Source organism: Pantoea sp. GbtcB22 (assembly GCF_019091025.1).
Lineage (GTDB): Bacteria > Pseudomonadota > Gammaproteobacteria > Enterobacterales > Enterobacteriaceae > Pantoea > Pantoea leporis.
This window is the reverse complement of record NZ_JAGXKB010000007.1, coordinates 49,977-73,667: the sequence shown is the minus strand read 5'-3', so window position 1 is coordinate 73,667 and position 23,691 is coordinate 49,977. Positions and strand designations below refer to the sequence as shown.

The 23,691-nt window shown below is 54.3% G+C and carries 21 protein-coding genes; 10 read left to right on the top strand and 11 right to left on the bottom strand.

Annotated elements, in window-relative coordinates; translation table 11 throughout:
• The first annotated feature begins 1 nt into the window (after position 1).
• Both KVT28_RS19275 and KVT28_RS19270 read left to right on the top strand, forming a co-directional pair.
• On the top strand, positions 2–874 hold the full coding sequence (locus KVT28_RS19275) for an OmpA family protein (protein WP_110867302.1): 873 nt from the start codon (positions 2–4) through the stop codon (positions 872–874).
• Between the two features lie 206 nt (positions 875–1,080).
• Positions 1,081–4,215 carry an Ig-like domain-containing protein gene (locus KVT28_RS19270; protein WP_217549707.1) on the top strand — a complete coding sequence of 1,045 codons (3,135 nt, stop codon included), beginning with the start codon at positions 1,081–1,083 and terminating at the stop codon, positions 4,213–4,215.
• Between the two features lie 85 nt (positions 4,216–4,300).
• Here the strand turns inward: KVT28_RS19270 and KVT28_RS19265 are convergent, their stop codons facing one another.
• Both KVT28_RS19265 and KVT28_RS19260 read right to left on the bottom strand, forming a co-directional pair.
• Positions 4,301–4,609: a putative quinol monooxygenase gene (locus KVT28_RS19265; RefSeq protein ID WP_008103384.1), complete on the bottom strand. Its 309-nt coding sequence runs from the start codon at positions 4,607–4,609 to the stop codon at positions 4,301–4,303.
• Between the two features lie 31 nt (positions 4,610–4,640).
• Positions 4,641–5,219 carry an NAD(P)H-dependent oxidoreductase gene (locus KVT28_RS19260; protein WP_008103382.1) on the bottom strand — a complete coding sequence of 193 codons (579 nt, stop codon included), beginning with the start codon at positions 5,217–5,219 and terminating at the stop codon, positions 4,641–4,643.
• 163 nt (positions 5,220–5,382) lie between these two features.
• Here KVT28_RS19260 and KVT28_RS19255 point away from each other — a divergent pair, with 163 nt between their 5' ends.
• Complete coding sequence (locus KVT28_RS19255) at positions 5,383–6,147, top strand: transporter substrate-binding domain-containing protein (RefSeq protein ID WP_217549706.1); 765 nt, start codon at positions 5,383–5,385, stop codon at positions 6,145–6,147.
• A gap of 138 nt (positions 6,148–6,285) precedes the next feature.
• On the opposite strand, the gene KVT28_RS19250 is transcribed toward KVT28_RS19255, so the two are convergent.
• The 6 genes from KVT28_RS19250 to KVT28_RS19225 all read right to left on the bottom strand — a co-directional run bounded on the left by KVT28_RS19250 (position 6,286) and on the right by KVT28_RS19225 (position 11,635).
• The gene (locus tag KVT28_RS19250) at positions 6,286–7,149 is read right to left on the bottom strand and encodes a ketose-bisphosphate aldolase (protein WP_217549702.1); all 864 of its coding nucleotides are present in this window, start codon (positions 7,147–7,149) and stop codon (positions 6,286–6,288) included.
• A gap of 132 nt (positions 7,150–7,281) precedes the next feature.
• On the bottom strand, positions 7,282–8,133 hold the full coding sequence (locus KVT28_RS19245; protein WP_101763007.1) for a class II fructose-bisphosphate aldolase: 852 nt from the start codon (positions 8,131–8,133) through the stop codon (positions 7,282–7,284).
• 9 nt (positions 8,134–8,142) lie between these two features.
• Entirely contained in the window at positions 8,143–9,234 is a 1,092-nt protein-coding gene (locus KVT28_RS19240; RefSeq protein WP_101763008.1) for a PTS fructose transporter subunit IIC, read from the bottom strand.
• Between the two features lie 11 nt (positions 9,235–9,245).
• Entirely contained in the window at positions 9,246–9,560 is a 315-nt protein-coding gene (locus KVT28_RS19235; RefSeq protein ID WP_101763009.1) for a PTS fructose transporter subunit IIB, read from the bottom strand.
• A gap of 24 nt (positions 9,561–9,584) precedes the next feature.
• The gene (locus tag KVT28_RS19230; RefSeq protein ID WP_061720482.1) at positions 9,585–10,055 is read right to left on the bottom strand and encodes a PTS sugar transporter subunit IIA; all 471 of its coding nucleotides are present in this window, start codon (positions 10,053–10,055) and stop codon (positions 9,585–9,587) included.
• A gap of 17 nt (positions 10,056–10,072) precedes the next feature.
• Positions 10,073–11,635, bottom strand: a complete 1,563-nt coding sequence (locus tag KVT28_RS19225) for a transcription antiterminator (RefSeq protein WP_101763010.1) — start codon at positions 11,633–11,635, stop codon at positions 10,073–10,075.
• A 407-nt stretch (positions 11,636–12,042) separates the two neighbouring features.
• Between KVT28_RS19225 and parC the strand changes: the two genes are divergently transcribed.
• The 3 genes from parC to ftsP all read left to right on the top strand — a co-directional run bounded on the left by parC (position 12,043) and on the right by ftsP (position 16,639).
• Positions 12,043–14,313, top strand: a complete 2,271-nt coding sequence (gene parC / locus KVT28_RS19220) for a DNA topoisomerase IV subunit A (RefSeq protein ID WP_192236289.1) — start codon at positions 12,043–12,045, stop codon at positions 14,311–14,313.
• 41 nt (positions 14,314–14,354) lie between these two features.
• Positions 14,355–15,092: a 1-acylglycerol-3-phosphate O-acyltransferase gene (locus KVT28_RS19215; protein WP_101763012.1), complete on the top strand. Its 738-nt coding sequence runs from the start codon at positions 14,355–14,357 to the stop codon at positions 15,090–15,092.
• A 119-nt stretch (positions 15,093–15,211) separates the two neighbouring features.
• Positions 15,212–16,639, top strand: coding sequence for a cell division protein FtsP (gene ftsP / locus KVT28_RS19210; protein WP_101763013.1), 1,428 nt, complete (start codon positions 15,212–15,214; stop codon positions 16,637–16,639).
• A gap of 173 nt (positions 16,640–16,812) precedes the next feature.
• Here ftsP and dkgA read toward each other — a convergent pair whose 3' ends face one another.
• Positions 16,813–17,640, bottom strand: coding sequence for a 2,5-didehydrogluconate reductase DkgA (gene dkgA / locus KVT28_RS19205; RefSeq protein ID WP_101761794.1), 828 nt, complete (start codon positions 17,638–17,640; stop codon positions 16,813–16,815).
• A 205-nt stretch (positions 17,641–17,845) separates the two neighbouring features.
• On the opposite strand from dkgA, the gene KVT28_RS19200 reads away from it, so the two are divergent.
• Positions 17,846–18,757: an AraC family transcriptional regulator gene (locus KVT28_RS19200; protein ID WP_101761795.1), complete on the top strand. Its 912-nt coding sequence runs from the start codon at positions 17,846–17,848 to the stop codon at positions 18,755–18,757.
• On the opposite strand, the gene KVT28_RS19195 is transcribed toward KVT28_RS19200, so the two are convergent.
• Both KVT28_RS19195 and metC read right to left on the bottom strand, forming a co-directional pair.
• Positions 18,758–19,420 carry a DedA family protein gene (locus KVT28_RS19195; RefSeq protein ID WP_101761796.1) on the bottom strand — a complete coding sequence of 221 codons (663 nt, stop codon included), beginning with the start codon at positions 19,418–19,420 and terminating at the stop codon, positions 18,758–18,760.
• Between the two features lie 98 nt (positions 19,421–19,518).
• Positions 19,519–20,709: a cystathionine beta-lyase gene (gene metC / locus KVT28_RS19190; protein WP_110867294.1), complete on the bottom strand. Its 1,191-nt coding sequence runs from the start codon at positions 20,707–20,709 to the stop codon at positions 19,519–19,521.
• 260 nt (positions 20,710–20,969) lie between these two features.
• Here metC and exbB point away from each other — a divergent pair, with 260 nt between their 5' ends.
• From exbB to KVT28_RS19175, 3 genes are all read left to right on the top strand, one after another.
• Positions 20,970–21,698 carry a tol-pal system-associated acyl-CoA thioesterase gene (gene exbB / locus KVT28_RS19185; RefSeq protein ID WP_192236537.1) on the top strand — a complete coding sequence of 243 codons (729 nt, stop codon included), beginning with the start codon at positions 20,970–20,972 and terminating at the stop codon, positions 21,696–21,698.
• 5 nt (positions 21,699–21,703) lie between these two features.
• Positions 21,704–22,126 (top strand): TonB system transport protein ExbD, encoded by a 423-nt coding sequence (exbD, locus tag KVT28_RS19180; protein ID WP_008103349.1) that lies wholly within the window; start codon positions 21,704–21,706, stop codon positions 22,124–22,126.
• 181 nt (positions 22,127–22,307) lie between these two features.
• A complete protein-coding gene (locus KVT28_RS19175) occupies positions 22,308–23,654 on the top strand; it encodes an MFS transporter (protein WP_110867293.1) in 1,347 nt (448 codons plus the stop codon).
• Positions 23,655–23,691: the final 37 nt, after the last annotated feature.

The window sequence follows — 23,691 nt, the reverse complement described above, 5'->3', positions numbered from 1 at the left end:
AATGAAACTTAAAAAATATGCTATTGCCACGGTGCTTGCGTCATTGTCCATCAGCGCAACTATCCAAGCGCAATCTAATTTTGGCAAAGCCTGGCAATCCATGCCTGCAGCGGCCTCAGAGCAAACCCGCATCGTTTATTATCGTGCTACAGACGATAATAATAACAAAGCAGCACACATCTATGTTGATGGCGAATTCCAAACGGCATTATTAACCGGTGGCTACACGGTGTTTTGCCTGAAACCGGGTGTACATTCATTGGGGAGCTATATCGATGATGCGCCGGGTTATCAGGGCAAGCAGCAACAGCCATGGCGCGATAATCTGGCGGCGGGCAAAACCTATTATATCATTGCCAGCCTTGACGGTTCTGGCCGTCCTCTGGTGATGGATAGCGAACAGGCTCAGCAGCAATTAGTAGGAACACGTCAGCAAACTCACTTGCTTTCCCGCGCGTCAGCGGTGGTGCCGTGCCAGCCTGGAACGACACAGTCTTATGATAATTATGAGTTTTCATCGGATTTGTTGTTTAATTTTGGTAGTGCGAGCAGTGCCGATATCTCCGCTCAGGGTCACAGCGCCATTCAACAATTTGCGACCTTGTTGAAAAGCAAAAATAAAGCCGAACAGCGCATTATAGTCACCGGCTTTACCGATCCGATTGGGGAGGAGGAAAGCAACATCAAGTTAGGCCAACGCCGCGCGGATGCAATCAAGAAATTATTGGTTAATAACGGGCTCGCGAGCGAGCATATTCATTCGCAAAGTATGGGTGAAAGTCAGGTCACGGCGCAGTGCACCGGCTCGCTGAAGCAGCAAAAAGCATGCTATCAAGGCGAACGTCGTGTAATTATCAGTGTGGAGAATAAATAGTTTTATCACTTTCTGAAAATTAACCAATGGTCTGATTTTTTAAAATTTAGACCATTTTTTTCGGCCACCGGCTTTTATTAGTGATTTCGTTAAAAGACCATTAATTAAGATATGTCCTGTGTTGGTTATTTCACTAACTGGTCGAGAATGCTTGCGTTCCGGGAGGGAACCGGAACACGAATCTAAATATTTAAAGGAATATATTCATGGCGAATAACAGTATTAATGAAATTAAAGAAATGAAAATCAGTACTATTACCGACAGAAATTTTGGTTGGAAAGATATACAAGTCGATCTCAAAGATGCCGGTGGTCGTGTTGAAATTCTTATTGATGGTGTGGTTTACAAAGCACCTATCGATGAAAATGGTAAGTGGTCTTTCACACCGCCAGCGGGCTGGGACGAAGGCTTACATACCGTGCAGTTGATCACCATCGATAAAGCGGGTAACCGCTCACCAGCAAATTCAAATTCCTATATTGTTAATCTGGATACCCAAGCCCCAGAAGCGCCGGAAATCTGGCGTGTGGTAGACAACACTGGCAGCAATAAAGGTAATTTGAACCCGGGCGAAATCACCGATGAACACAAACCTGTCATTTCAGGTGTTGCGGAGCCAAACTCGATCGTTTACCTGTATGACAACGGCGGAAAAGATCCGATTGCGTCAGTCAAAACCAATAGCATGGGTGCATGGACCATCACTCCAGAATTGGCTGATGGCGAACATAGCCTGACCGTAGTGGCAAAAGATGCCGGCAAACATGAAAGCCCAGCCTCTGAGCCATTCGTGGTCGTGGTTGAAGCGGGTGCGGTGGTGAAAGCCGAAGGCCCAACTACTGAGTTGCAGCAATCCGAAGAGCCAGTAGTTGGCACGCAAGATTTCGGCACATTCAAAAATGGCTGGGAGGGATATACCAAAAAGAACTACATTGAGCAATCCGGTACAGGTGAAGCGAATGCGGAAATTCAAATTACCTTGAACAATGAAGTGTATGTCATTCGTGCTAATGATAAAGGTGAATGGAAATTCAAATCTGATGAGTTGCCAGATGGCACCTATTTCTATCAGCATCGCGTTCGTGACAAAGCTCATAACTGGGGTGCTCCAACTCAAGTCATTCTGCATGTTGAAGCCGAAGCACCTGAAGCGCCGCAAATCCTGCGCGTCATTGACGATGAAGGGAATATTGACCACTTAACTTCGGGTCAATACACCGACGATAAAAACCCAACGCTGTCTGGCGTGGCTAAACCAGGCTCGCTGGTCTTCATTTACGGTGCGGATTCAGCACCGATCGGCAGCGTGACAGCAGGTGGCGATGGTCGTTGGACCTTCACACCGGAACTGACCACGGATGACACCTATATCTTCAACGTGGCGTATCAGGATCGCTACGGTCGTATGAGTCCAAAATCAGAGAACTTCATCCTGAAACTGGATGCAACTGCACCTGAAGCGCCTTCACTGGAAGGTGTTTACGATGACGTAGGCCGCGTAACCGGTGAGCTGAAATCAGGCGACACCACTGACGACACCACCCTGTCGCTGTCGGGTAAAGCGGATGCCGGTTCCATTGTACGTATCTGGGATGGTGAAAAAGTAGTTGCAACCGTTATTGCCAACTCACGTGGTGAATGGTCTTACGAACTGGATGTCGCCGAGGGCAAACATGCGCTGCGCGTAGATTCCGTCTCCAAAGGTGGTGCTGCTTCTGCTCCATCAGAAGAGTTCATTGTGATTGTTGATACCCAAACGCTGCCTCCGGCACAGATCGAAGAGATCGTTGCCAACAACGGTGCAGAAGAGCGTCCGCTGGTGAGCGGTGATGCTACCAACGATGATACCCCAGTGCTGCGCGGTTCAGGTGAAGAGGGTGAAATTGTTTATGTTTACGATAAAGATAAAGTCATTGGTTCTGCTACCGTAGGCAAAGATGGCAAATGGGAAATCGAGCTTGATCCACTGGAAGAAGGTTCGCATGAGCTGAAGATCAAAATCGAAGATCCAAAAACCGGCAAAAGTTCAGACTTCTCAGATCCGGTCACCATCGTGGTGGATTTGACTGCACCTGAAAAACCGGTTGCTCCGGGCATTGTCGATAACACCGGTGATGAGCAGGGCATCATCCAGCCAGGCACGCCAACCGACGAAACCCAGCCGGAGTTCACCGGTGGCGGTGCTACACCGGGCGACGTTGTGGAAATCATCATCATTGATAAAGACGGAAAAGAGCAGGTCATTGGTAGCGGCGTGGTCGACGAGAAAGGTGATTGGACCGTCACTCCAACCGATCCAATCGGTGATGGTGAGTACGACGTGGTGGTTGAAATTACCGATCCGGCGGGCAACACCTCCGATCGTTCCGATCCAATTGAACTGATTATCGATACCAAAATTCCGGTCGAAATCAAGGACTTCGAATTGTGGGATGACGTAGGTGCAATTACCGGTCAGATCCTCGATGGCGGCGTAACTGATGATAAATCGCCAACCGTGCGCGGTACCGGTGAAAACGGGTCTAAAGTCATTATCTATGATGGCGATAAGCAGATCGGTTCAGCAACCGTGGTTGATGGGAAATGGAGTTTTGATCTGCCTGCTCTGACGGAAGGTGCGCACAATATCCGCGTTCAACCTGTCAGCGCTTCAGGTGTGAAAGGCCCTATCAATGACGGCATCAACTTTGATGTGGATCTGACCGCGCCTCAGGCTGGTACATACACCGGTGGTACGTTCATTGACGTTGATGGCTATCCTCGTCCAATTGTTCCTGATATCAACGGTCAGGTCATGAAGCTGAACGGTACCGGTAAAGAAGATGGCACCGTGGTAGTGGTCTATGGCGATGCGGCGCGTACCGAAATCATCGGCAGCGCGGTGGTGACCAACGGCAAATGGACACTGGATACCAAAGAACTGGCTGAAGGTAGCTACCATATCTCCTTCGGTTACCGTGACGCGGCGGGTAATGAAGTGGCCGGTGAAGAATCGTTCGATGTGAACGTCGACGTTACTCCACCAGAGCCTATCGATCCAGGCGACCTGTTCCCAGACTCATTCAACGAAGCGCTGATGAGCATGTCACTGACGGATATTCTGTCCATGAGCGATGACTCGTTATTCATCGACAACGGTAAAACGCAGTTGATGATTTCGGATTCTGCGCAGGAAGTGACCTTGCAAGACATCCTGCCGGAAGGTGAAGACGTGAATAACTGGAGCCAGGCAAATGGCACCGTAACCGTGGCAGGCGTTGAATATAACGTTTACCAGAACAACGGTGGCGATGCTGAAGTGATGGTTCCACAGCACCTGCTGCAGGAACAACAGCACTAATTTCTGATTAGCTGCGAAACAAAAGCCCCGATCAAAAGATCGGGGCTTTTTTTATGCACGATATGTAACAACACAGTAAATTGACTTACTTAGCCGCTTCCAGCACCAGGATCTTCACATCGACCACTTCATCTTTAATCAACGCGCGATGCGCATCCATGTGTGGCATCTGCTGATGCTGCTCCAGATGACGCAGTGATTCCCACAGCTCCAGCATGAAAATGGAATCGGGTGAATTCTGTTTCCACGGCACTTGCGCCTGATGATCAACTAATGCGTCATATTGATGGCAGCCATCTTCTTCCAGCACGGTAGGAATCAGCTGATTAATCGCATCCAAAACCACCTGGCGACGGCCCGGTTTGACACAAATCTCTGCAACGACGGTTAACATAGTGCTTCCTCTTTTCCCTGGGTGCTTACAGTTAAGCAAAGATCTGGCTGAGATGAGTCCGATAACGTTCGATATCGCGCGGTACGTCCGGCATTTTAATCACGTCGTTACAGATAAAGGTCGGCAAACCTTCCATACCGAGGAACTGGTTGGCCTTGTGGAAGTGCAGATACAAACCGTCCACGCCCACGCCTTCAAAAAACTGCTCGGGATCGTTAAAGGCTTCCAGCGGCGCGTTCCAGGTCAATGACAGCATGTATTTCTTACCCTGAATCAGGCCGCCGGAGCCGTATTTTTTACCGGCATCGCTGCGTGTGCGGCCATCGCTGGCATACAGTGAACCGTGACCTTCGGTGAAGACATCATCGATATACTTTTTTACTGTCCACGGCTCGCCCATCCACCAGCCGGGCATTTGATAGATCACCACATCGCTGTCGAGGTATTTCTGCACTTCTTCTGCCACGTTGTAGTCGCTATCGGCAATCGTTACCTGTACCTGATGACCAAGATCGCGCAACTGGCTGGCTGCTACATCAGTTAAGGTATGGTTCAGTTCGCCTTTCGAATGGGCGAAGGTTTTGCCACCATCGATAATTAAAAAGTTCATGTAATCCGCTCCGTTTCTCATTGATGCCGCACACTCTACGCGCGCGCAGCAGCGAGAAAAATGCGTGATCGATCACAACACTTTTGCTAATAAAGCAATAATACGCAGGGTTATGAAACAATCCGTGAGCAAACCAACATCAACTCCCATAAAAGAAGAAAACATGAAAACCGCGATACTGAGTGTATTACTTATGGTGACGGGCGCTGCTCAGGCGCAATCCCACCTCGATGACATCCGCGCAAGCAAAACCTTAAAAGTCTGTACCACCGGTGATTACAAGCCATATAGCTATTTGCGCAGCGATGGCCAATACGAAGGATTGGATATCAGCATGGCGCAATCGCTGGCGGCAAGCCTGGGCGCAAAAGTGCAGTGGGTGCCAACCACATGGAAAACCCTGAGCGATGATTTTGTGGCCAAGCAGTGTGATATCGCATTGGGCGGCGTATCAGTCACCCTCAAGCGTCAGCAGATCGCCTGGTTTGCTCAGCCGCTCGGTGTCGATGGAAAAATTCCACTGGTGCGCTGTGCTGATAAAGCGAAATATCAGACGGTTGAACAGATTAACAAGGCGAGCGTGCGCGTGATCGAACCGGCGGGCGGCACTAACGAAGCCTTCGTGCACAGCCATCTGCCGCAGGCAACGCTGCAGCTGGCTGACAATGTGGGGATTTTCCAGCAGTTGGTGGATAACAAAGCGGACGTAATGATCACCGATGCGTCTGAAGCGCTGTTCCAGCAGCAGCATTATCCCGCGCTGTGCGCCATCAATCCGGACAAACCGATGCAGTACGGCGAGAAGGCCTACATGATCCCGCGCGATGATATGAGCTGGAAGTTGTATGTCGATCAGTGGCTGCATCTCAGCACCGCCACCGGCGAATACGCGCAGATTGCTAAACAATGGTTGGGTGCGACTAAATAACAAAAGAGCGCGATAAATCGCGCCGCTACAAATATGTGCGCGTGGCTGATTACCATACTTAATATCTGCACATACCGTAGCGGCGCAATTTATTGCGCATTGCCGAGCACGTTGAAGATGCCAGGCTTACTACTTAACTCAGCGATACAAACTCGCCTTACCCAACCCGCCAAACAGATTCATTTTGTAGCGAATGACTTCCTTCGCCGCCGCAATGGCATCGGGATAAATCACATTCGGATCCCACCAGGTTTCGCGTGCCAGAATCTCGCGCAGCTTAGCGAAATAGGCGAACTTCATGTCGCTGGAAATATTGATTTTGCCCACGCCCAGCGTCACCGCTTCCGCGATCTCGGCATCCGGATTTGCTGAACCGCCGTGCAGCACCAGCGGAATAGTGGTGCGCTGCGCAATGTCTCTGAGGATATGCATCTGCAGCTCAGGCTTCATATCTTTCGGGTAGATGCCGTGCGCGGTGCCAATCGCTACCGCCAGCGTATCCACACCGGTGCGCTGCACGAAATCCTCTGCCTGCGCCGGTTCGGTGTAGATCACTTTACTCACGCCGCCTTCCACTGAAGTGCCGGTATCGCCGATGGTGCCGAGTTCACCTTCCACCGAAACGCCCACCGCATGCGCCAGTTTCACCACTTCTCTGGTCAGCGCCACGTTCTCTTCATAAGGCAGCAATGAACCATCGATCATCACTGAGGTAAAGCCGCATTGAATAGCGCGCAGCACCTGAGCAATGGACGCACCGTGATCGAGGTGGATGGTGAACGGCACTTTGCTTTTCAGTGTGCGCTCGCGCACATAGCCAAAGAACTCATCAGTGACAAACTCCAGCTCGCTTGGATGTATGGAAATGATCGCCGGCGTATGGGTAGCTTCAGCTTCTTCAACTACCGCGCGGATAAAGCAGCTGTCGGCCACGTTAAAAGCGCCAATCGCGTAGTGGTGTTCACGAGTCGGTGCCAACATCTCTTTCATTGAAATCAACATGTTAATATTTCCTCAGCGTGATGTTTACCGGAGCCGACGCATGCGCCGACCCGATAGTGGATATGAATGTGAAATTGATAATGCGACCTTGTGTCGCCATTCATGGCGAACACCAGCCAACCAACCTGATGGCTAAACCTTGCCCGCCGATCCCGACCAGCTTAGGTACTCCGCCACCACTTCGCGGCAGGCGGACTCCATCAGCCCAAGCACATCGGCTAACTCAGCGTGAGGATGCTGCTTCAAGGCCTGTTCCACCGCCATTTTTCCGGCATCAAACACCGCCGCGCCGACGTTGATCTTGGCAACGCCAAACTCACTGACGCGGCGAATATCCTCAGCGGGCGTGCCCGATCCGCCGTGCAGCGCCAGCGGTCGCGAAGAAACCGCCTGCAACTCCTGCAAGCGCTGAAAGTCGATCTTTGGCTTCACACCTGCCGGATAAAGCCCGTGCGCGGTGCCAACCGAGATCGCCAGCAGGTCGATATCGGTCTGTTCGATAAACGGCAGCACATCGGCCACCTGCGTCATCTTCACTGAGGCATCAGCCAGTTCGTAGGTTGGCGCATCGGCGATATGTCCTAGCTCGCCCTCGACGCACACGCCGGCGGTATGCGCCATTTTCACCACGGCGGCGGTCTGGCGAATGTTCTCGGCCAGCGGCTCCGAGGAGGCGTCAATCATTAAGCCGGTAAAACCGGCGCGAAACGCCTGACCAATCAGCGGAAAGGCTTTGCCGTGATCGAGTGCCAGCGCCACCGGCACGCTGGCGGTCTCGGCCAGCGCACGCACTAACGGCACCGCGACAGCAGGCGGGAAGTGCGCGCTGTGTCCCTGATAAACGTTGAGGATCAGCGGAGCACGCTGCTGCTCGGCGGCCTGAATGGCGGCGCGCGCGGTTTCAAGGTTGAAGCAGTTGATCGCTAACACCGCATAGCGCTGTTGGGCGGCGGCCTGAATCAGGTCGTTCATCATGGCAAACATGGTGGCTCCTTATTCCAGAGTGAATTTGATCTCTTCATCGCGGACGCCGGGGGCTTCCACGTCATCGAACTCTTCATCCGCCTGCGTCACCGGCTTTTTCAGTACCGACAGCATCACGCCGCACACCGTGGTGCCGATACCGAGTGCCAAACAGAACAGCCAGGGTTTGGTGAACAGCGGCACCACAAACATGCCGCCGTGCGGCACCGGTGCGCCGACGCCCCACACCATAATCAGCCCACCGGCGATGGCGGAGGCCACCACGCAACTGCCGACCACGCGGAACAGGTCGCGCGCTGCAATCGGAATCACGCCTTCGGTAATCATGCAGATGCCCATCGGGAAGGCGGCTTTTAGCGCCTCTTTTTCCGCTTTGGTATATTTGTTGCGGCTCAGCAGATAAGAGAGCGTGATGCCGAACGGCGGAATCATTGAGCCGACAAACTTCACCGCTTCCGGTCCGTAAATGCCATCAACCAGCATGCCGTCGGCGAACAGCGACATGGTTTTATTCACCGGACCGCCGAAGTCGAAGGTGGCCATCGCGCCGAGGATCGCGCCCATCACAAATTTCGAACCGCCTTGCATCGACTCCAGCAGGGCAATCAGCGCCTTCTGCAGCCAGACAATCGGCTGGCCGATGAAGGTCATCATCAGCAGCCCGGCGATAATGGTGCTCAGCACCGGCAGCACCATAATCGGCATCAAGCCCTGCATCGATTTCGGCAACTTAATGGTGCGGCGCAGCAGCAGCACGGTGTAACCGACCAGGAAGCCACCGAAGATGCCGCCGATAAAGCCGGTACCGATCTGCCCGCAGATAAAACCGACGATCAGGCCAGGCGCGAAGCCGGGACGATCGGCAATCGAGTAAGCAATCGCCGCGCTGATCAACGGCACAATCAGCCCCATGCCCCAACCGCCGATCTGATTCAACATCCACGCGAGGGTGCCGGTCTGTTTACCGACATCCGGCCCGCCGATCACCTGGCCGAGCGCGATGCAGATCCCGGCGGCGACGATCAGCGGGATCATCCACGAGATCCCGGTAAGCAAATGCCCTTTGATCTCCTGGCCGTACTGACGTTTGTTGTCACTCATGATGGATCTCCTCAGGCGCGCGCCAGTGAATCCGCCACTTTTTCGAGGAATTTCACCGGTGATTTGATCACTACTTCGGTTTTCACTCGCACAATGGGTTTGCCCTGAAAGCGCTCCTCGCCTTTGATCTTCACGTCAACGGCGAGGATCACCACGTCCGCAGCGGCGATATCTTGCTGCGTCAGCGCCGTTTCGGTGCCGATGGTGCCCTGAGTTTCAACGTGGATGGTGTGGCCCAGCGCGTGGGCCCCTTTAATCAGTTTTTCGCGCGCAATGTAGGTATGCGCGATGCCTGCCGTGCAGGCCGCTACACAGACGATATTCATGTGTCACCTCAAAGAGTTAGGGTGTTAACAGAGGTCGGTTTCGGCGTACTGACTAAACAGCCGGATGATATTGCTGGCATCGTTTTCCACCAGCAGTTGGGCTATCACCTCATCATCGGCCAGCGCACTGGCCACCTGCGACAACAGGCGAATATGGGTGGTGTTCTGATCTTCCAGTCGCACCGCGAACAGGATGATGCAGCGCACCTGGCTGCCATCGAGCGTTTCCCACGGAATGTCGTGTTGGGTGCGGCCGATGGCGAGCGTGGTTTGTTTCACCGCGGCGGATTTACCGTGCGGGATGGCGATATGATTTTCGAAGCCGGTGGAACCTTCAGCTTCCCGCAGCCAGACGTCTTCAATAAAGGCAGCGCGGTCGCTGATGGCGCCGTCGTGGTAGAGCAAATCGGTGAGCTCATGAATCGCTTGCTCTTTGGTGGTGGCGGTCAGCGCCAGGTTAACGCGGCGTGGCGTCAGAATGCGCGAAATATCCATGATCAATCCTCATTCAATTAATGTTCAGCCAAAGCGCAGGAGGCGCCGTCGGGCAGCTGGCTGCCAATCATGGCGTCAGTCACCCGCCGAATATCGTCATCGTTAAAAAAGGCACTGACATACACCGCCGGAACCGCTCCGGCGTTGAGGTGAATAGTGGTAATCACCAAATCCACCGTCTCTCGCTGGCAAAACTCCGCGTGATTACTGGCGGAAACCACGCCGACAATCTCCCAATCCGGGAAGGCGCGCAGAATGCGACTCTTCAAAAGATGCGAGGTTCCCACGCCGCTGGAGCACACCACCAGAATGCGTTTGTGGGCGATTTGTCGCTCCAGCGCTGCCTGGAAATGCACGCACAGATAACCTATTTCGTCATCCGCCACTGATGAAAGTCCCTGGCTGCGCGCGGTTAATTGCATCGCCTGTTGCGTTAATGAAAATATTTCCTTCATCTCCTGCTGAATATCCTCCAGCAGCGGATTACGAATATGAATATGATATTTGAGTCGATTTAATAATGGCTTTATATGAACTAATAACCCTTCAAATAATAATCGGTCCTGCGCTAAGTCCTGCTGAATAAATGACGCGAAGCGATCGATTAATTCACAGGTTATTTTCACTGATTCAGCGGTGGAAAATTGATTATGCAGCGGGGCATTATCTCCACGTTCTTCCACCACAATGCCGGACGAGACAATATATTGATAAATAAAACCCACTTCATCGGCTGGCAATGCGCAGCACATGCGCTGTTCAATCTGCACCACCATGTTTTGGGCAATCTTCAGAATGCGCTGGTCAAGATCCTGCGCGCTGGTCAGGGTTTCCAGCGCCAGCGCGTTACCTTGCGCCATGCGATGCATCATGATCAGAATATGGGTGCAGAGATTGAGGTACCACGCGTCGCCCAACGGATAACTCAGCTGCTGCTCCATTTGCTGCAGCAGCGCCTGCACAAAAGCCACATCCTCGTCGCCAAAATAGTGCACCAGCGCTTGCTGGCTGCCGGGGTCGAGGCGTGGTAGCAGCGGCGTGCCGGCGACGTTCTGCTGCATCACATCATTAATTAGCGACACCATCGCCTGGCGCAACGTCTGCTCATTGCCTTCTATGTGGGTGCCGCCGGGGCCGCGCTGCAGCACCAAACCCAGCGGCTGCAGCCACTCCTCGATCACCTTCAGGTCATTCACGATCGACGCATGACTGATAAAGTAGCGTTCCGACAATTTACTGATTGAAGTCGCGCGTGGCGCATCACTCAGCAGCTGCGAGGCAATCTTCACCCGTCGGCTGTTGTGGCTCAGCGCATCCGAACTGCTTTCGTCGCCGTTAAGCTGCTGCTCCAGTTGCAGACGCTGCTGCAGATCGTCTACCCGCAGACGTATGCCGCGTCCCGGCATTTTTTCCAGCTGCAGCGACCAGTCGCGAAGCCAACTCTCCAGCCATTGCAAATCGCGCTGGATGGTTTTCTCCGACACGCCAAGCTGTAAAGCTAATTCTTTTGTCGGCTGCGGTGCGGCATGATGCAGCAGCAATTTTACTAATCGGTGTTGTCGCGAAGTCAGTATTTGCATTCGTTCACCCTTATTTTGGCAAAACGTTTATGGCTAATTGGTGGTTATATTTATTCCATGCCAGAAATCAGACGCGCAAAAATGTGGGGCTTGTGGAGTATGAATTTAGGAGAGTAATCACTAAGCAACAATACTAAATGTTGTCCTGGCTTGCGGACACCATTAATACGCTAATTGCCTCGCGATATTAATTGCGAAGTTGCTCACAGATTATTGCCGATATTCACTGTGACATGGCTCCCATTCCGTTTTAATTTTCCAACCAATATCACGCTATTTAATGCAAGACGATTCTGTTTGCTGAACGGGCTTCTCTGTGACTAAACCGCACGAATAAGGTAATATCCTCGCCAAATGACCGCCGGATGTCCCGCCGTTGCGGGCCACGAAGTGAGGATGCGAGCTGAATGAGCGAATTGACGCAGGATGGTGCAGAGCGTCTTGCCCTGCACACGTTTACCGAAAACGCGTACCTGAACTACTCCATGTACGTGATCATGGACCGCGCGCTGCCGTACATCGGCGATGGCCTCAAGCCAGTGCAGCGCCGTATTGTGTATGCCATGTCGGAATTGGGTCTCAATTCCAATGCTAAATTCAAAAAATCGGCGCGTACCGTTGGTGACGTGCTGGGTAAATACCATCCGCACGGCGACAGCGCCTGTTATGAAGCGATGGTGTTGATGGCGCAGCCGTTCTCCTACCGCTATCCGCTGGTGGATGGCCAGGGAAACTGGGGTGCGCCGGACGATCCGAAATCCTTCGCCGCGATGCGTTACACCGAATCGCGCCTGTCTAAATACGCTGAAATCCTGCTGGGTGAACTCGGTCAGGGCACGTCCGATTACATCCCGAACTTCGACGGCACCCTGCAGGAGCCGAAGATGTTGCCGGCGCGTCTGCCCAACATTCTGCTCAACGGCACCACCGGCATCGCCGTGGGGATGGCGACCGACATTCCGCCGCATAACCTGCGCGAAGTAGCGGAAGCAGCGGTCAAGCTGATCGACAACCCGAAAACCACGCTGAATGAGCTGCTGGATATTGTGCAAGGTCCGGATTACCCGACCGAAGCGGAGATCATCACGCCACGCAGCGAAATCCGTAAGATTTATCAGAGCGGTCGCGGTTCGATTCGCCAGCGTGCGGTGTGGAAAAAAGAAGATGGCGATGTGGTGATCACCGCGTTGCCGCATCAGGTGTCGGGCGCACGCGTGCTGGAGCAGATCGCTAACCAGATGCGCAATAAAAAGCTGCCGATGGTGGAAGATCTGCGTGATGAGTCCAACCACGAAAACCCGACGCGTTTAGTGATTGTGCCGCGCTCCAATCGCGTGGATCTCGAGCAAGTGATGAATCACCTGTTTGCCACCACCGATCTGGAAAAAAGCTACCGCGTTAACCTGAATATGATCGGACTGGATAACCGTCCGGCGGTGAAAAACCTGCTGGAAATCCTCTCTGAATGGCTGGTGTATCGCCGCGATACCGTGACGCGCCGCCTCAACTATCGTTTAGATCGCGTGCTGCGTCGCCTGCATATTCTTGAAGGTATGCTGGTGGCGTTCCTCAATATTGATGAAGTGATCCACATCATCCGTACCGAGGATGAGCCGAAGCCGGTGCTGATGTCGCGTTTTGACATCAGCGAAACCCAGGCCGAAGCGATTCTCGAACTGAAACTGCGCCATCTCGCCAAACTGGAAGAGATGAAGATTCGCGGTGAGCAGGCGGAGCTGGAAAAAGAGCGCGATCAGCTGCAGGCGATTCTGGCGTCCGAGCGCAAGATGAGCAATTTGCTGAAGAAAGAGCTGCTGGCCGATAGCCAAACCTACGGCGACGATCGCCGTTCGCCGCTGCACGAGCGCGAAGAAGCCAAAGCGCTGAGCGAAACCGAGCTGGTGAGCGCTGAGCCGGTGACCATCGTGCTGTCGCAGATGGGCTGGGTGCGCAGCGCCAAAGGCCACGATATCGATCCGGCGGGCTTAAGCTACAAAGCGGGCGACAGCTATCTGGCCGCCGCACGCGGCAAGAGCAATCAGCCGGTGGCCTTTATCGACTCCACCGGACGCAGCTACACGCTGGATCCGACCTCATTGCCGTCCGCGCGCGGACAGGGCGAGCCGCTCACCGGCAAACTGACGCCACCGCCGGGCGCGGTGATTGAGCAGGTGCTGATGGAGCCCGACGATCAGAAGCTGTTGATGGCCTCTGACGCCGGTTACGGTTTCATCTGTACCTTTGCCGATCTGGTGTCGCGCAACCGTGCCGGTAAAGCGCTGCTGACGCTGCCGGAAAACGCCAAAGTGATGACGCCAATGGCGGTGCATTCCGGCGATGATATGCTGCTGGCAATTACCCAGGCCGGACGCATGTTGATGTTCCCGGTTGGCGATCTGCCGCAGATGTCGAAAGGCAAAGGCAACAAGATCATTTCGATTCCTGCAGCGGAAGCCGCGGCGGGCACCGACAAACTACAATGGTTGCTGATTCTGCCGCCGGGCGCGTCAATCACCGTATATGTCGGTAAACGTAAGCTGATCATGCGTGATGAAGATCTGCAGAAAGTGCGTGCCGAGCGCGGTCGTCGCGGCAGCGTGGCGCGTGGCCTGCAACGCATCGATAGCGTAGAAGTGAATGCACCAGCGCGTCCGAAAGCCGACGCGAGTGAAGAGTAACGCTGTAATTCAGGCGATGGAATGCCCCATTTGAGGAATCTATGTTACTAATTTTACGAGCAATTATTGTTATTGTTTATTCGATTCTGGTCAGTATTGTTGGCTGTATCTGGTGTCTGTTTTCACCGCGTAATCCGCGTCACGTCGCAACCTTCGGCCATCTGCTCGGTCGTCTGTCGACGGTGTTTGGTCTCAAAGTGGAACTGCGTAAACCGGCGGAAGCCGCGCATTATGGCAACGCGATCTATATCGCTAACCACCAGAACAACTACGACATGATCACGGCGGCTAAAATCGTGCAGCCGACCACCGTGACCGTGGGCAAGAAAAGCCTGCTGTGGATTCCGTTCTTTGGCCAGCTCTACTGGCTGACCGGTAACCTGCTGATTGACCGTGATAACCGCTCCAAAGCGCACGGCACCATCGGTGAGTTGGTGGAACAGTTCAACAAAAAGCGCATTTCGTTCTGGATGTTCCCGGAAGGGACGCGCAGCCGCGGTCGTGGTTTGCTGCCGTTCAAAACCGGTGCGTTTCATGCAGCGGTAGCCGCCGGTGTGCCAATCATCCCGATAGTGGTTTCCAACACCCACGACAAGATCAAGCTGAACCGCTGGAACAACGGTTTGGTAATTGTGGAGATGTTGCCGCCGGTCGATACCTCGCAGTTTGCCACCACCTCGGTGCGTAAGCTCGCCACGCACTGCCGTGAATTAATGTCGACTAAACTGGAAGAATTGAACGCCGAAGTCGCCGAACGCGAAAAAAACGGTAAACTCTGAGCAGCCAAAATGGGGCAGGTGATCATCTGCCCCGTTCTCAAGCCACACAGCAACTCATCATTAATTAGAACAACATGGACACGGCGTCCTCACGCCACGCTCAAAAGGTCTGAAGTTTTATGTCTTGCAGCAGACGTCAGTTTATTCAGCTTTCTGCCGGTGTCGCACTGGCTTCCGGTGCTATGCCTTTCGCCGCCCGCGCCGCCGCGCCATTGGGCGATACGCCACTTCCTATTCCACCGCTGATTGAATCACGTCGCGGTCAGCCGCTGTTTCTCACCTTGCAGCGTAGTCATTGGTCGTTCAGCGGCAACAGCAACAAAGTGCCGGTGTGGGGCTTTAACGGCATGTATCTCGGCCCAACGGTGCGCGTGTATAGCGGCGACGATGTGAAGCTGATTTACAGCAACCGCCTCAACGAACCGGTATCGATGACCGTCAGCGGTTTGCAGGTGCCGGGCGCGTTAATGGGCGGTGCGCCGCGCATGATGTCGGCCGGAGCTGATTGGGCGCCGGTGCTGCCGATTCGTCAGGGCGCGGGCACATTGTGGTATCACGCCAATACGCCAAATCGCATGGCGCCGCACGTCTACAACGGACTCGCCGGCATGTGGCTGGTGGAAGATGACGTCAGTAAATCGCTGCCGCTACCGAAGCATTATGGCGTCGATGATTTCCCGCTGATTATTCAGGACAAGCGCCTCGATAACTTCGCCACGCCGGTTTATAACCCGCCCTCCAGCGGCGGTTTTATGGGCGACGTGCTGCTGGTGAACGGCGTGCAAAATCCCTATGTCGAAGTGTCGCGCGGCTGGGTGCGTTTGCGTTTGCTGAACGGCTCGAACGCGCGCCGCTTCGATCTCACCTTCTCCGATAATCGTCCCTTTACGGTGATCGCCAGCGATCAGGGCTTCCTGCCTGCGCCGGTGGCGGTGCAGCTGCTGACGCTGGCTCCCGGCGAACGTCGTGAAGTGCTGGTGGATATGTCGCAGGGCGATGAAGTTTCGATCATGGCCGGAACGGCGGCGGGTTTGATGGATCGCCTGCGCGGATTGTTTGAGCCGTCATCGATTCTGACCAATACGCTGGTGCTGAGCTTACGCCCAACCGGTTTATTGCCGCTGGTGACTGACAATCTGCCGATGCGTTTGCTGGCGGATCAAATTCTTGATGGTGTGGCGGTGCGCACGCGCGAATTCCGCATTGGCGATAGCGAGCCGGGCATTAACGGCGTGTTGTGGGACATGAACCGCATCGATACCACCGTGCAGCAGGGCACCTTCGAGCGCTGGATTATCCACGCGGATCGCCCGCAATCGCTGCATATTCAGGGCGTGATGTTCCTGATTAAGAACGTCAATGGCGCGCAGCCGATGGGCGAAGATCGCGGCTGGAAAGATACCGTTTGGGTTGATGGCAGCGTGGAGCTGCTGGTGAGCTTCCCGCAGAGTTCGTCGGATCACTTCCCATTTGTCTATTACAGCCAGACGTTAGAGATGGCGGATCGCGGGACGGCGGGGCAGTTATTGGTGAATTCAGCGTCTTAATGCCCTCACTCCAGCCCTCTCCTGCAAGCGGGCGAGGGAGCAGATCGAGCAAAACGCACCTTACGGTTCCCTCTCCCGCAAGCGGGCGAGGGAGCAGATTGAGCAAAACGCACCTTACGGTTCCCTCTCCCGCTAGCGGGAGAGGGTTAGGGTGAGGGGAAACGCGCGCCATCCTACCCGTTAAACGCCTCCGGATCCGGACCCAAACGGTTGCCGCTATCCAGCTTACTAATTTCACTCACTTCAGTTTTATCCAACCTAAAATCAAACACCTGGAAATTCTCACGAATACGTTCCGGGGTAATCGACTTCGGAATCACCACCAAACCGCTATCCAGATGCCAGCGAATCACGATTTGTGCCGGCGTCTTGCTATATTTTTTCGCCAGCTCGCGGATAATCTCCTGATCAAACACGCCTTTACCGCCTTGCGCCAGCGGGCTCCAGGATTCGGTTTGAATCTGGTGCAGCGCATTCCACGCATGCAGCGTGCGCTGTTGCAGCATCGGATGCAGCTCAATCTGGTTCACCACCGGCGACACGCCGGTTTCATCGATCAAACGCTTCAGATGCGCCTCGTGGAAGTTACATACGCCGATGCTCTTGGTTAAGCCCTGTTGCTGCAGCTCAATCAAACCTTTCCAGGCTTCAACGTAGTTATCTTTTTCCGGGCACGGCCAGTGCATGAGATACAAATCCACCTGCTCTAACTGCAACTTCTTCAGGCTGGTTTCCATTGCCTGTTGCCAGTTGGTTTGGTCGTCGTTCCACAGCTTGGTGGTGATAAAAATGTCATCGCGCGCCACGTCGGTCTCTTGCAGCGCTTGCCCAACCGCTTCCTCATTTTTGTAAATGGCGGCGGTATCGATGGAGCGATAGCCGACTTTCAGGGCTTCCAGGATGGCGTTGCGCGCATCCTCAATGCTCGCTTGCCACACGCCGAGGCCAAGCTGCGGCATCATGTTGCCGTCGCGCAATTTAATAATGGGTTGATCTGCCATAATTGCTCCTTATCTGTTGCAGGGACTTACCGTAGAAAAGATGTGCTTAAGTCTAGTCAACAAACCTCACCTCAGGATCATTGTGGCAAGCGGGCGGCACTTTTGCCTGATGGATTTCTGCAAGAATCTTGCCTGATTCTCCAGAATGATGGAGCTTTGCACAGCCTTACGGCAAACTGAATTTTTAGCTGCCTGAGAGAGATGCATGCCAAACGACGCCCTTTGCCGCCAGCTAGCGCAGCGCGTAGTTGCGCTGATGAGTGACCTGCATAAGCCGCTGTGCGCGGTAGAAAATGTCAAATTGATCTATGCCTGCGAAACCTTGCCGCGTACGCCGATGATGTATCAACCCGGCATCGTGATTCTGTTTCAGGGGCGTAAAACCGGCTATCTCGGCAGCACCGTTTTCCACTACGACGCCACCAAATATCTGATGCTCACCGTACCGCTGCCGGTGGAGTGCGAAACCGAAGCCACGCTGGCGGAGCCGCTGGCCGGCATGTGTTTGAGCGTGGATGTCGCCAGCCTGCAGGATTTGCTGATGGATATCGGTGATGACGAGCAGTTCCAGCCGCAGGCACAAACTTCCGGCATCCATTCGGCGTTCATGAGCGAGGAGATGCTGTGTGCGGCCGAACGCTTGCTGGATGTGATGAATAACCCGCGCGACGCCCGCGTGCTGGGGCCGCAGCTGGTGCGCGAGATCATCTATTACGTGTTAACCGGACCGATTGGCGGCGCGCTGCTGTCGCTGGTCAATCGGCAGACGCAGTTCAGTCAGATTGCGCGTGCGCTGCGTCGCATCGAAAACCACTTCGCGGAGAGTTTGAGCGTCGACATGCTGGCCGCTGAAGTGAACATGAGCGTTTCGGCGTTTCATCATAACTTCAAAGCGGTGACGCAAACCTCGCCGCTGCAATACCTTAAGCGCTATCGCCTGCATCAGGCGCGCCTGATGATGCTGCAGGATGGCATGAAAGCCAGCGCGGCGGCGGTGCGCGTCGGTTATGAAAGCCCATCGCAGTTTTCGCGTGAGTTTAAGCGCTATTTCGGCGTGACGCCGGGAGAAGAGGCGAGCCGCGTGCGTCAAACCTTACCGTTTGACGCCGCGTCGTAATCAGGAGAGTTTCTGGCGGCGTTTTTTCCAGATCACCACAATGCTGCCGGCCAGGCCGATAAACAGTAGCGCGATCGGCAGAATCATCAGGATCGCCATCACCTGATCTTCATGGCGCTTGATAAAGGGCACATGGCTGATGCCGTAGCCCAGCGTCACCACAATCCCAACCCACAACAAGCCGCTCAGCCAGTTAAACAGCTGGAAGCGGCCATTGTTTAAGCCGGAAATCCCGGCCATGGTCGGCAGTAAGGTGCGCACAAAGGCCAGGAAGCGGCCAACCAGCAGCGCCATCAAACCGTGGCGGTTAAACATATTCCACGCGCGCTGATGATATTGCGCGGGCAGATGCAGCAACCAGCTTTTCACCAGTTTGGTATTGCCGAGCCAGCGTCCTTGCAGATAGCTGAGCCAGCAGCCGAGACTGGCCGCCGTGGTCAGAATCACAATGGTCGGCACGAAGTCCATCACACCTTTGGCGACCATCGCGCCCGCCAGTAACAGCAGGCTATCGCCCGGCAGGAATGACGCGGGCAGCAAACCGTTTTCCAGAAACAGCGTTAAAAACATCACGCCGTAGACAATCCAAACCACATCCGGATTGCCAAGCGCGGCAAAATCCTGATGCCAAAGCGCCTGGACAATCTCATGTAAAACACCCATCAGCTATTCCATCGAGTCACAAGGAGTCTAATTTTAACCTTCTGTGGCATCGCATACGTTGATCTCTCATCGCCGCCACAGCGTGGTTTATCTTCTGTTTAACTTCTTAAACGTGCAAAACCGGCTTTAAGATCATCCAGCAAGTCATCGACATGTTCGAGGCCGATATGCAGACGCACCAGCGTGCCGTCAAAATCCACGCCGCCCGCCGGACGAATCGCCGCCAGCTCTTCAGGCTGGTTCGCCAGAATCAGGGATTCATAGCCGCCCCACGAATACGCCATGCTGAAATGGTGAAAGTGATCGAGGTAATTTGCCAGCTGCTCACGGCTCAGTTTTTCATGCAGGATGAACGAGAACAAACCGCTGCTGCCGCTGAAATCGCGCTGCCAGAATGCGTGGCCTTTACACTGCGCCAGCGCCGGATGATTAACGCGCGCCACTTCCGGCTGCGTGGCCAGCCATTCGGCCACCTGCAATCCGCTCTCTTCGTGCTGACGCAGACGTGTGCCCAGCGTACGAATGCCGCGGCTCGCCATATAAGCGGTATCGGCATCGACCATTTGGCCCATCAGATAGGAGTTCTCGCGCAGCTGCGGCCAGCAACGCTCATTTGCTACCGCCGTGCCAATCATCGCGTCGCTGTGACCAATAATGTATTTGGTGCCGGCCTGAATCGAAATATCGATGCCATGCTCCAGCGCGTTAAACAACACGCCCGCCGCCCAGGTGTTATCGATCATGATGATCGCCTCCGGCGCTTTGGCGCGCACGGCGGCAACAATCGCGGGAATATCCTGCACTTCCATGGTGATCGACGCCGGTGATTCCAGGAACACCACGCGCGTATTCGGCTGCACCAGTTCGCCAATTTCGCTGCCGATGCAGTGATCGAAATAGGTGGTGGTGACGTTCAGCTTACTGAGAATTTTCGAGCAGAAATCCTGCGTCGGTTCGTAGACCGCGCCGCTCACCAGAATATGGTCGCCGGCTGCGACAAAGGACAAAATGGCATTAGAGACCGCCGCCGCGCCGCACGGATAGAGCGCGCAACCTGCGCCGCCTTCCAGCTCGGTCATGGCGTCTTGCAGCGAGAAATGGGTGAGGGTGCCGCGACGACCATAAAACAGCTCGCCTGACGCGCGGCCAGCGGTAGCACGTTTCTTGTCGGCGACCGTGTCAAAAACCAGGGATGAAGCGCGTTGAATTACGCTGTTAACTGAGCCTTGCGTGTAACGTTTACTGCGTCCCGCGCTGACAAGCGTGGTGTCTATTTTTTTCGTTGCCATCACTGCCTTTCCTGACATTTCCCACAAAACATTCACGTTACCACGAATCAGTGTAGCGGGTTGAGCCTGATTGCGGATTATCAGAGTGAGGCCAGTATTGCGCATAACATCCGCTAACTTGTGGAAATCGCGGGCATCTTCGCTTTGTAAATAGTAATGAGAACCACTATCACTTCGGTGGTATTTTTTGCTATGATCCGCGCTTCAATCGTGAACTGTGCAACAGAAGTTGGAGATGCAGCGTGGTAGCCAGTGATTTGATGCAAACGGATCTTTCCGTTTGGGGCATGTATCAGCATGCCGATATCGTGGTAAAGATTGTGATGATTGGCCTGTTACTGGCTTCGGTTGTCACCTGGGCAATTTTCTTCGGTAAGTTTGCTGAGCTGAGCGGGGCGAAACGTCGCCTGAAACGCGAGCAGCAAGCGCTGGGCGAAGCCCGCTCATTAAACGATGCTTACCGTGCTGCTGAAAACTTCAAAAGCAACAGCCACAGCGCTGTGCTGCTAAACGACGCGCAGAATGAGCTGGAGCTCTCCGCTGGTACTGAAGATCTGGATGGCATCAAAGAGCGCACCAGCTTCCGTCTCGAACGCCGCGTGGCTGCATTTAGCCGTCATGCCGGTCGCGGTAATGGATTCCTCGCCACCATCGGTTCCGTTGCGCCGTTTATCGGTCTGTTCGGTACCGTTTGGGGCATCATGAACAGCTTCATCGGCATAGCGAAAACGCAAACCACTAACCTCGCAGTCGTCGCGCCGGGCATCGCCGAAGCGCTGCTGGCTACCGCGATTGGTTTGGTGGCGGCAATCCCCGCCGTGGTTATCTACAACGTCTTCGCGCGTATGATTGCCAGCTACAAAGCGTCGCTGGGCGATGTCGCCGCGCAGGTGATGTTGCTGCAGAGCCGCGATCTGGATCTCGGCAACGTGGATACCGCGAAAGAAGCCAACCGTCCAGCGGCGGCACAGAAACTGCGCGTAGGATAAGTATTATGGCGATGCGTTTAAACGATGACTCGGTCGGCGATGGCGAAATGCACGAAATCAACGTGACGCCGTTTATCGACGTCATGTTAGTTCTGCTGATCATCTTTATGGTCGCCGCGCCATTAGCTACCGTCGATGTGCGCGTTAACCTGCCAGCATCGACCAGCGCGCCGCAGCCGCGTCCGGAAAAACCGGTTTATCTCTCCATCAAGGAAGATAAGCAGATCTTCATCGGAAACGATGCGGTCACCAAAGAGACGCTGGTGAATGCGCTGACGGCACAAACCGAAGGCAAGAAAGACACCACCATCTTCTTCCAGGCGGATAAATCGGTGGATTACGCCACACTAATGGAAGTGATGGATCAGCTGCGTGAAGCCGGTTATCTGAAGATTGGTTTGATGGGCATGGAAACGGTGAAGAAGTAACGTCACTCCACTTAGCCTTGCCGTAAAGGTCGCTCCCGCAGCGGCCTTTTTTAATGCCTGCACGCAATTTGTTAATTTATTGTTACTATTGGTCGTATTTTTGTAAACTGCAATGGTGAAGAAGATCACGTTTATTCCTGGCCCGGCACGCTACAACGGAAGAAAAACCAGGAAGGACAATATGAGCGCGAGTCACTCTTTACAAAAGTCGCCGCAAAGCGGTGCCAAAACCATCTTTAGCGTTACCAGCGGTAACTTCCTTGAGATGTACGATTTCATGGTGTTTGGCTATTACGCCACGGCAATCGCCAAAACCTTTTTCCCCGGCGATGATCCCTTTGCCTCTCTCATGCTGACGCTGATGACCTTCGGCGCAGGCTTCCTGATGCGCCCGCTCGGCGCGATTATTCTTGGTGCTTACATCGACCATCATGGCCGTCGTAAAGGCTTGCTGTTAACGCTCGGTTTAATGGCGATTGGTACCTTAACCATCGCGCTGGTGCCCGGATACGCCACGCTCGGTGCCGCCGCACCGATCCTGATTCTGCTCGGTCGTTTATTGCAGGGCTTCTCGGCGGGCGTTGAGCTGGGCGGCGTCTCGGTGTATCTGGCGGAAGTGGCGCCGAAAGGGCGCAAAGGCTTCTATGTCAGTTGGCAATCGGGCAGCCAGCAGGTTGCGGTGATCTTCGCCGCGCTGCTCGGTTTGGGCCTGAACCATCTGCTGGCGAAAGACGCCGTCACCGAATGGGGCTGGCGTATTCCGTTCGTGGTGGGATGTATGATCGTGCCGTTCCTGTTCTATATCCGCCGCATGCTGGAAGAGACCGAAGCCTTCAGCCAGCGTAAACATCATCCCTCAATGCGTCAGATTATGCGTTCGGTCGGGCAGAACTGGGCGCTGGTGCTGGCAGGGATGTTGATGGTGGTGACCACCACCGTAATGTTCTACATGATCACCGCCTTTACCCCGACGTTCGGCAAAACCGTGCTGATGATGAGTGACAAACAGAGCTTCCTTGTGACGCTGTTTGTCGGCATCTCCAACCTGTTTTGGCTGCCGGTGATGGGTTCGCTGTCGGATCGCATCGGTCGTCGTCCGCTGCTGATTGTCTGCACCCTCTTGATGATTTTAACTACCTGGCCGGTGCTGCATTGGCTGGTGGGAGCGCCGACCTTCTCCCATCTGGTTGAGGCCGAGCTGTGGCTGTCGTTCCTGTATGCCAGTTATAACGGCGCGATGGTGGTGTATCTGGCTGAGATCATGCCGGCAGAAGTGCGCGCTTCGGGTTTCTCACTGGCCTACAGCCTGGCAACCGCGCTATTTGGCGGTTTTACGCCAGCGGTGTCGAGCTATCTGATTCATGCGACAGGCGATAAAGCGATGCCGGGCGTGTGGCTCTCTTTTGCGGCGGTGTGCGGATTGGTCGGTACGCTGCTGATTGGCCGCATGGTGAAGCAGTATCAAGCGCAACATCGTTCCCCTCACCCTAACCCTCTCCCGCAAGCGGGAGAGGGAATGTTTAGGTAACGGCGCGATCAGCTCCTTCTCCCGCCTGCGGGAGAAG

What these genes read in the sequence shown, in the direction of transcription:
- KVT28_RS19240 (WP_101763008.1), bottom strand. Translation starts at nt 9,234, where the DNA reads ATGAGTGACAACAAACGTCAGTACGGCCAGGAGATCAAAGGGCATTTG.
- exbB (WP_192236537.1), top strand. Translation starts at nt 20,970, where the DNA reads ATGCAAACGGATCTTTCCGTTTGGGGCATGTATCAGCATGCCGATATC.
- KVT28_RS19260 (WP_008103382.1), bottom strand. Translation starts at nt 5,219, where the DNA reads ATGAACTTTTTAATTATCGATGGTGGCAAAACCTTCGCCCATTCGAAA.
- ftsP (WP_101763013.1), top strand. Translation starts at nt 15,212, where the DNA reads ATGTCTTGCAGCAGACGTCAGTTTATTCAGCTTTCTGCCGGTGTCGCA.
- metC (WP_110867294.1), bottom strand. Translation starts at nt 20,709, where the DNA reads ATGGCAACGAAAAAAATAGACACCACGCTTGTCAGCGCGGGACGCAGT.
- KVT28_RS19235 (WP_101763009.1), bottom strand. Translation starts at nt 9,560, where the DNA reads ATGAATATCGTCTGTGTAGCGGCCTGCACGGCAGGCATCGCGCATACC.
- KVT28_RS19195 (WP_101761796.1), bottom strand. Translation starts at nt 19,420, where the DNA reads ATGGGTGTTTTACATGAGATTGTCCAGGCGCTTTGGCATCAGGATTTT.
- exbD (WP_008103349.1), top strand. Translation starts at nt 21,704, where the DNA reads ATGGCGATGCGTTTAAACGATGACTCGGTCGGCGATGGCGAAATGCAC.
- KVT28_RS19275 (WP_110867302.1), top strand. Translation starts at nt 2, where the DNA reads ATGAAACTTAAAAAATATGCTATTGCCACGGTGCTTGCGTCATTGTCC.
- KVT28_RS19230 (WP_061720482.1), bottom strand. Translation starts at nt 10,055, where the DNA reads ATGGATATTTCGCGCATTCTGACGCCACGCCGCGTTAACCTGGCGCTG.
- KVT28_RS19245 (WP_101763007.1), bottom strand. Translation starts at nt 8,133, where the DNA reads ATGTTTGCCATGATGAACGACCTGATTCAGGCCGCCGCCCAACAGCGC.
- KVT28_RS19215 (WP_101763012.1), top strand. Translation starts at nt 14,355, where the DNA reads ATGTTACTAATTTTACGAGCAATTATTGTTATTGTTTATTCGATTCTG.
- KVT28_RS19270 (WP_217549707.1), top strand. Translation starts at nt 1,081, where the DNA reads ATGGCGAATAACAGTATTAATGAAATTAAAGAAATGAAAATCAGTACT.
- KVT28_RS19255 (WP_217549706.1), top strand. Translation starts at nt 5,383, where the DNA reads ATGAAAACCGCGATACTGAGTGTATTACTTATGGTGACGGGCGCTGCT.
- dkgA (WP_101761794.1), bottom strand. Translation starts at nt 17,640, where the DNA reads ATGGCAGATCAACCCATTATTAAATTGCGCGACGGCAACATGATGCCG.
- KVT28_RS19175 (WP_110867293.1), top strand. Translation starts at nt 22,308, where the DNA reads ATGAGCGCGAGTCACTCTTTACAAAAGTCGCCGCAAAGCGGTGCCAAA.
- KVT28_RS19265 (WP_008103384.1), bottom strand. Translation starts at nt 4,609, where the DNA reads ATGTTAACCGTCGTTGCAGAGATTTGTGTCAAACCGGGCCGTCGCCAG.
- KVT28_RS19200 (WP_101761795.1), top strand. Translation starts at nt 17,846, where the DNA reads ATGCCAAACGACGCCCTTTGCCGCCAGCTAGCGCAGCGCGTAGTTGCG.
- KVT28_RS19225 (WP_101763010.1), bottom strand. Translation starts at nt 11,635, where the DNA reads ATGCAAATACTGACTTCGCGACAACACCGATTAGTAAAATTGCTGCTG.
- KVT28_RS19250 (WP_217549702.1), bottom strand. Translation starts at nt 7,149, where the DNA reads ATGTTGATTTCAATGAAAGAGATGTTGGCACCGACTCGTGAACACCAC.
- parC (WP_192236289.1), top strand. Translation starts at nt 12,043, where the DNA reads ATGAGCGAATTGACGCAGGATGGTGCAGAGCGTCTTGCCCTGCACACG.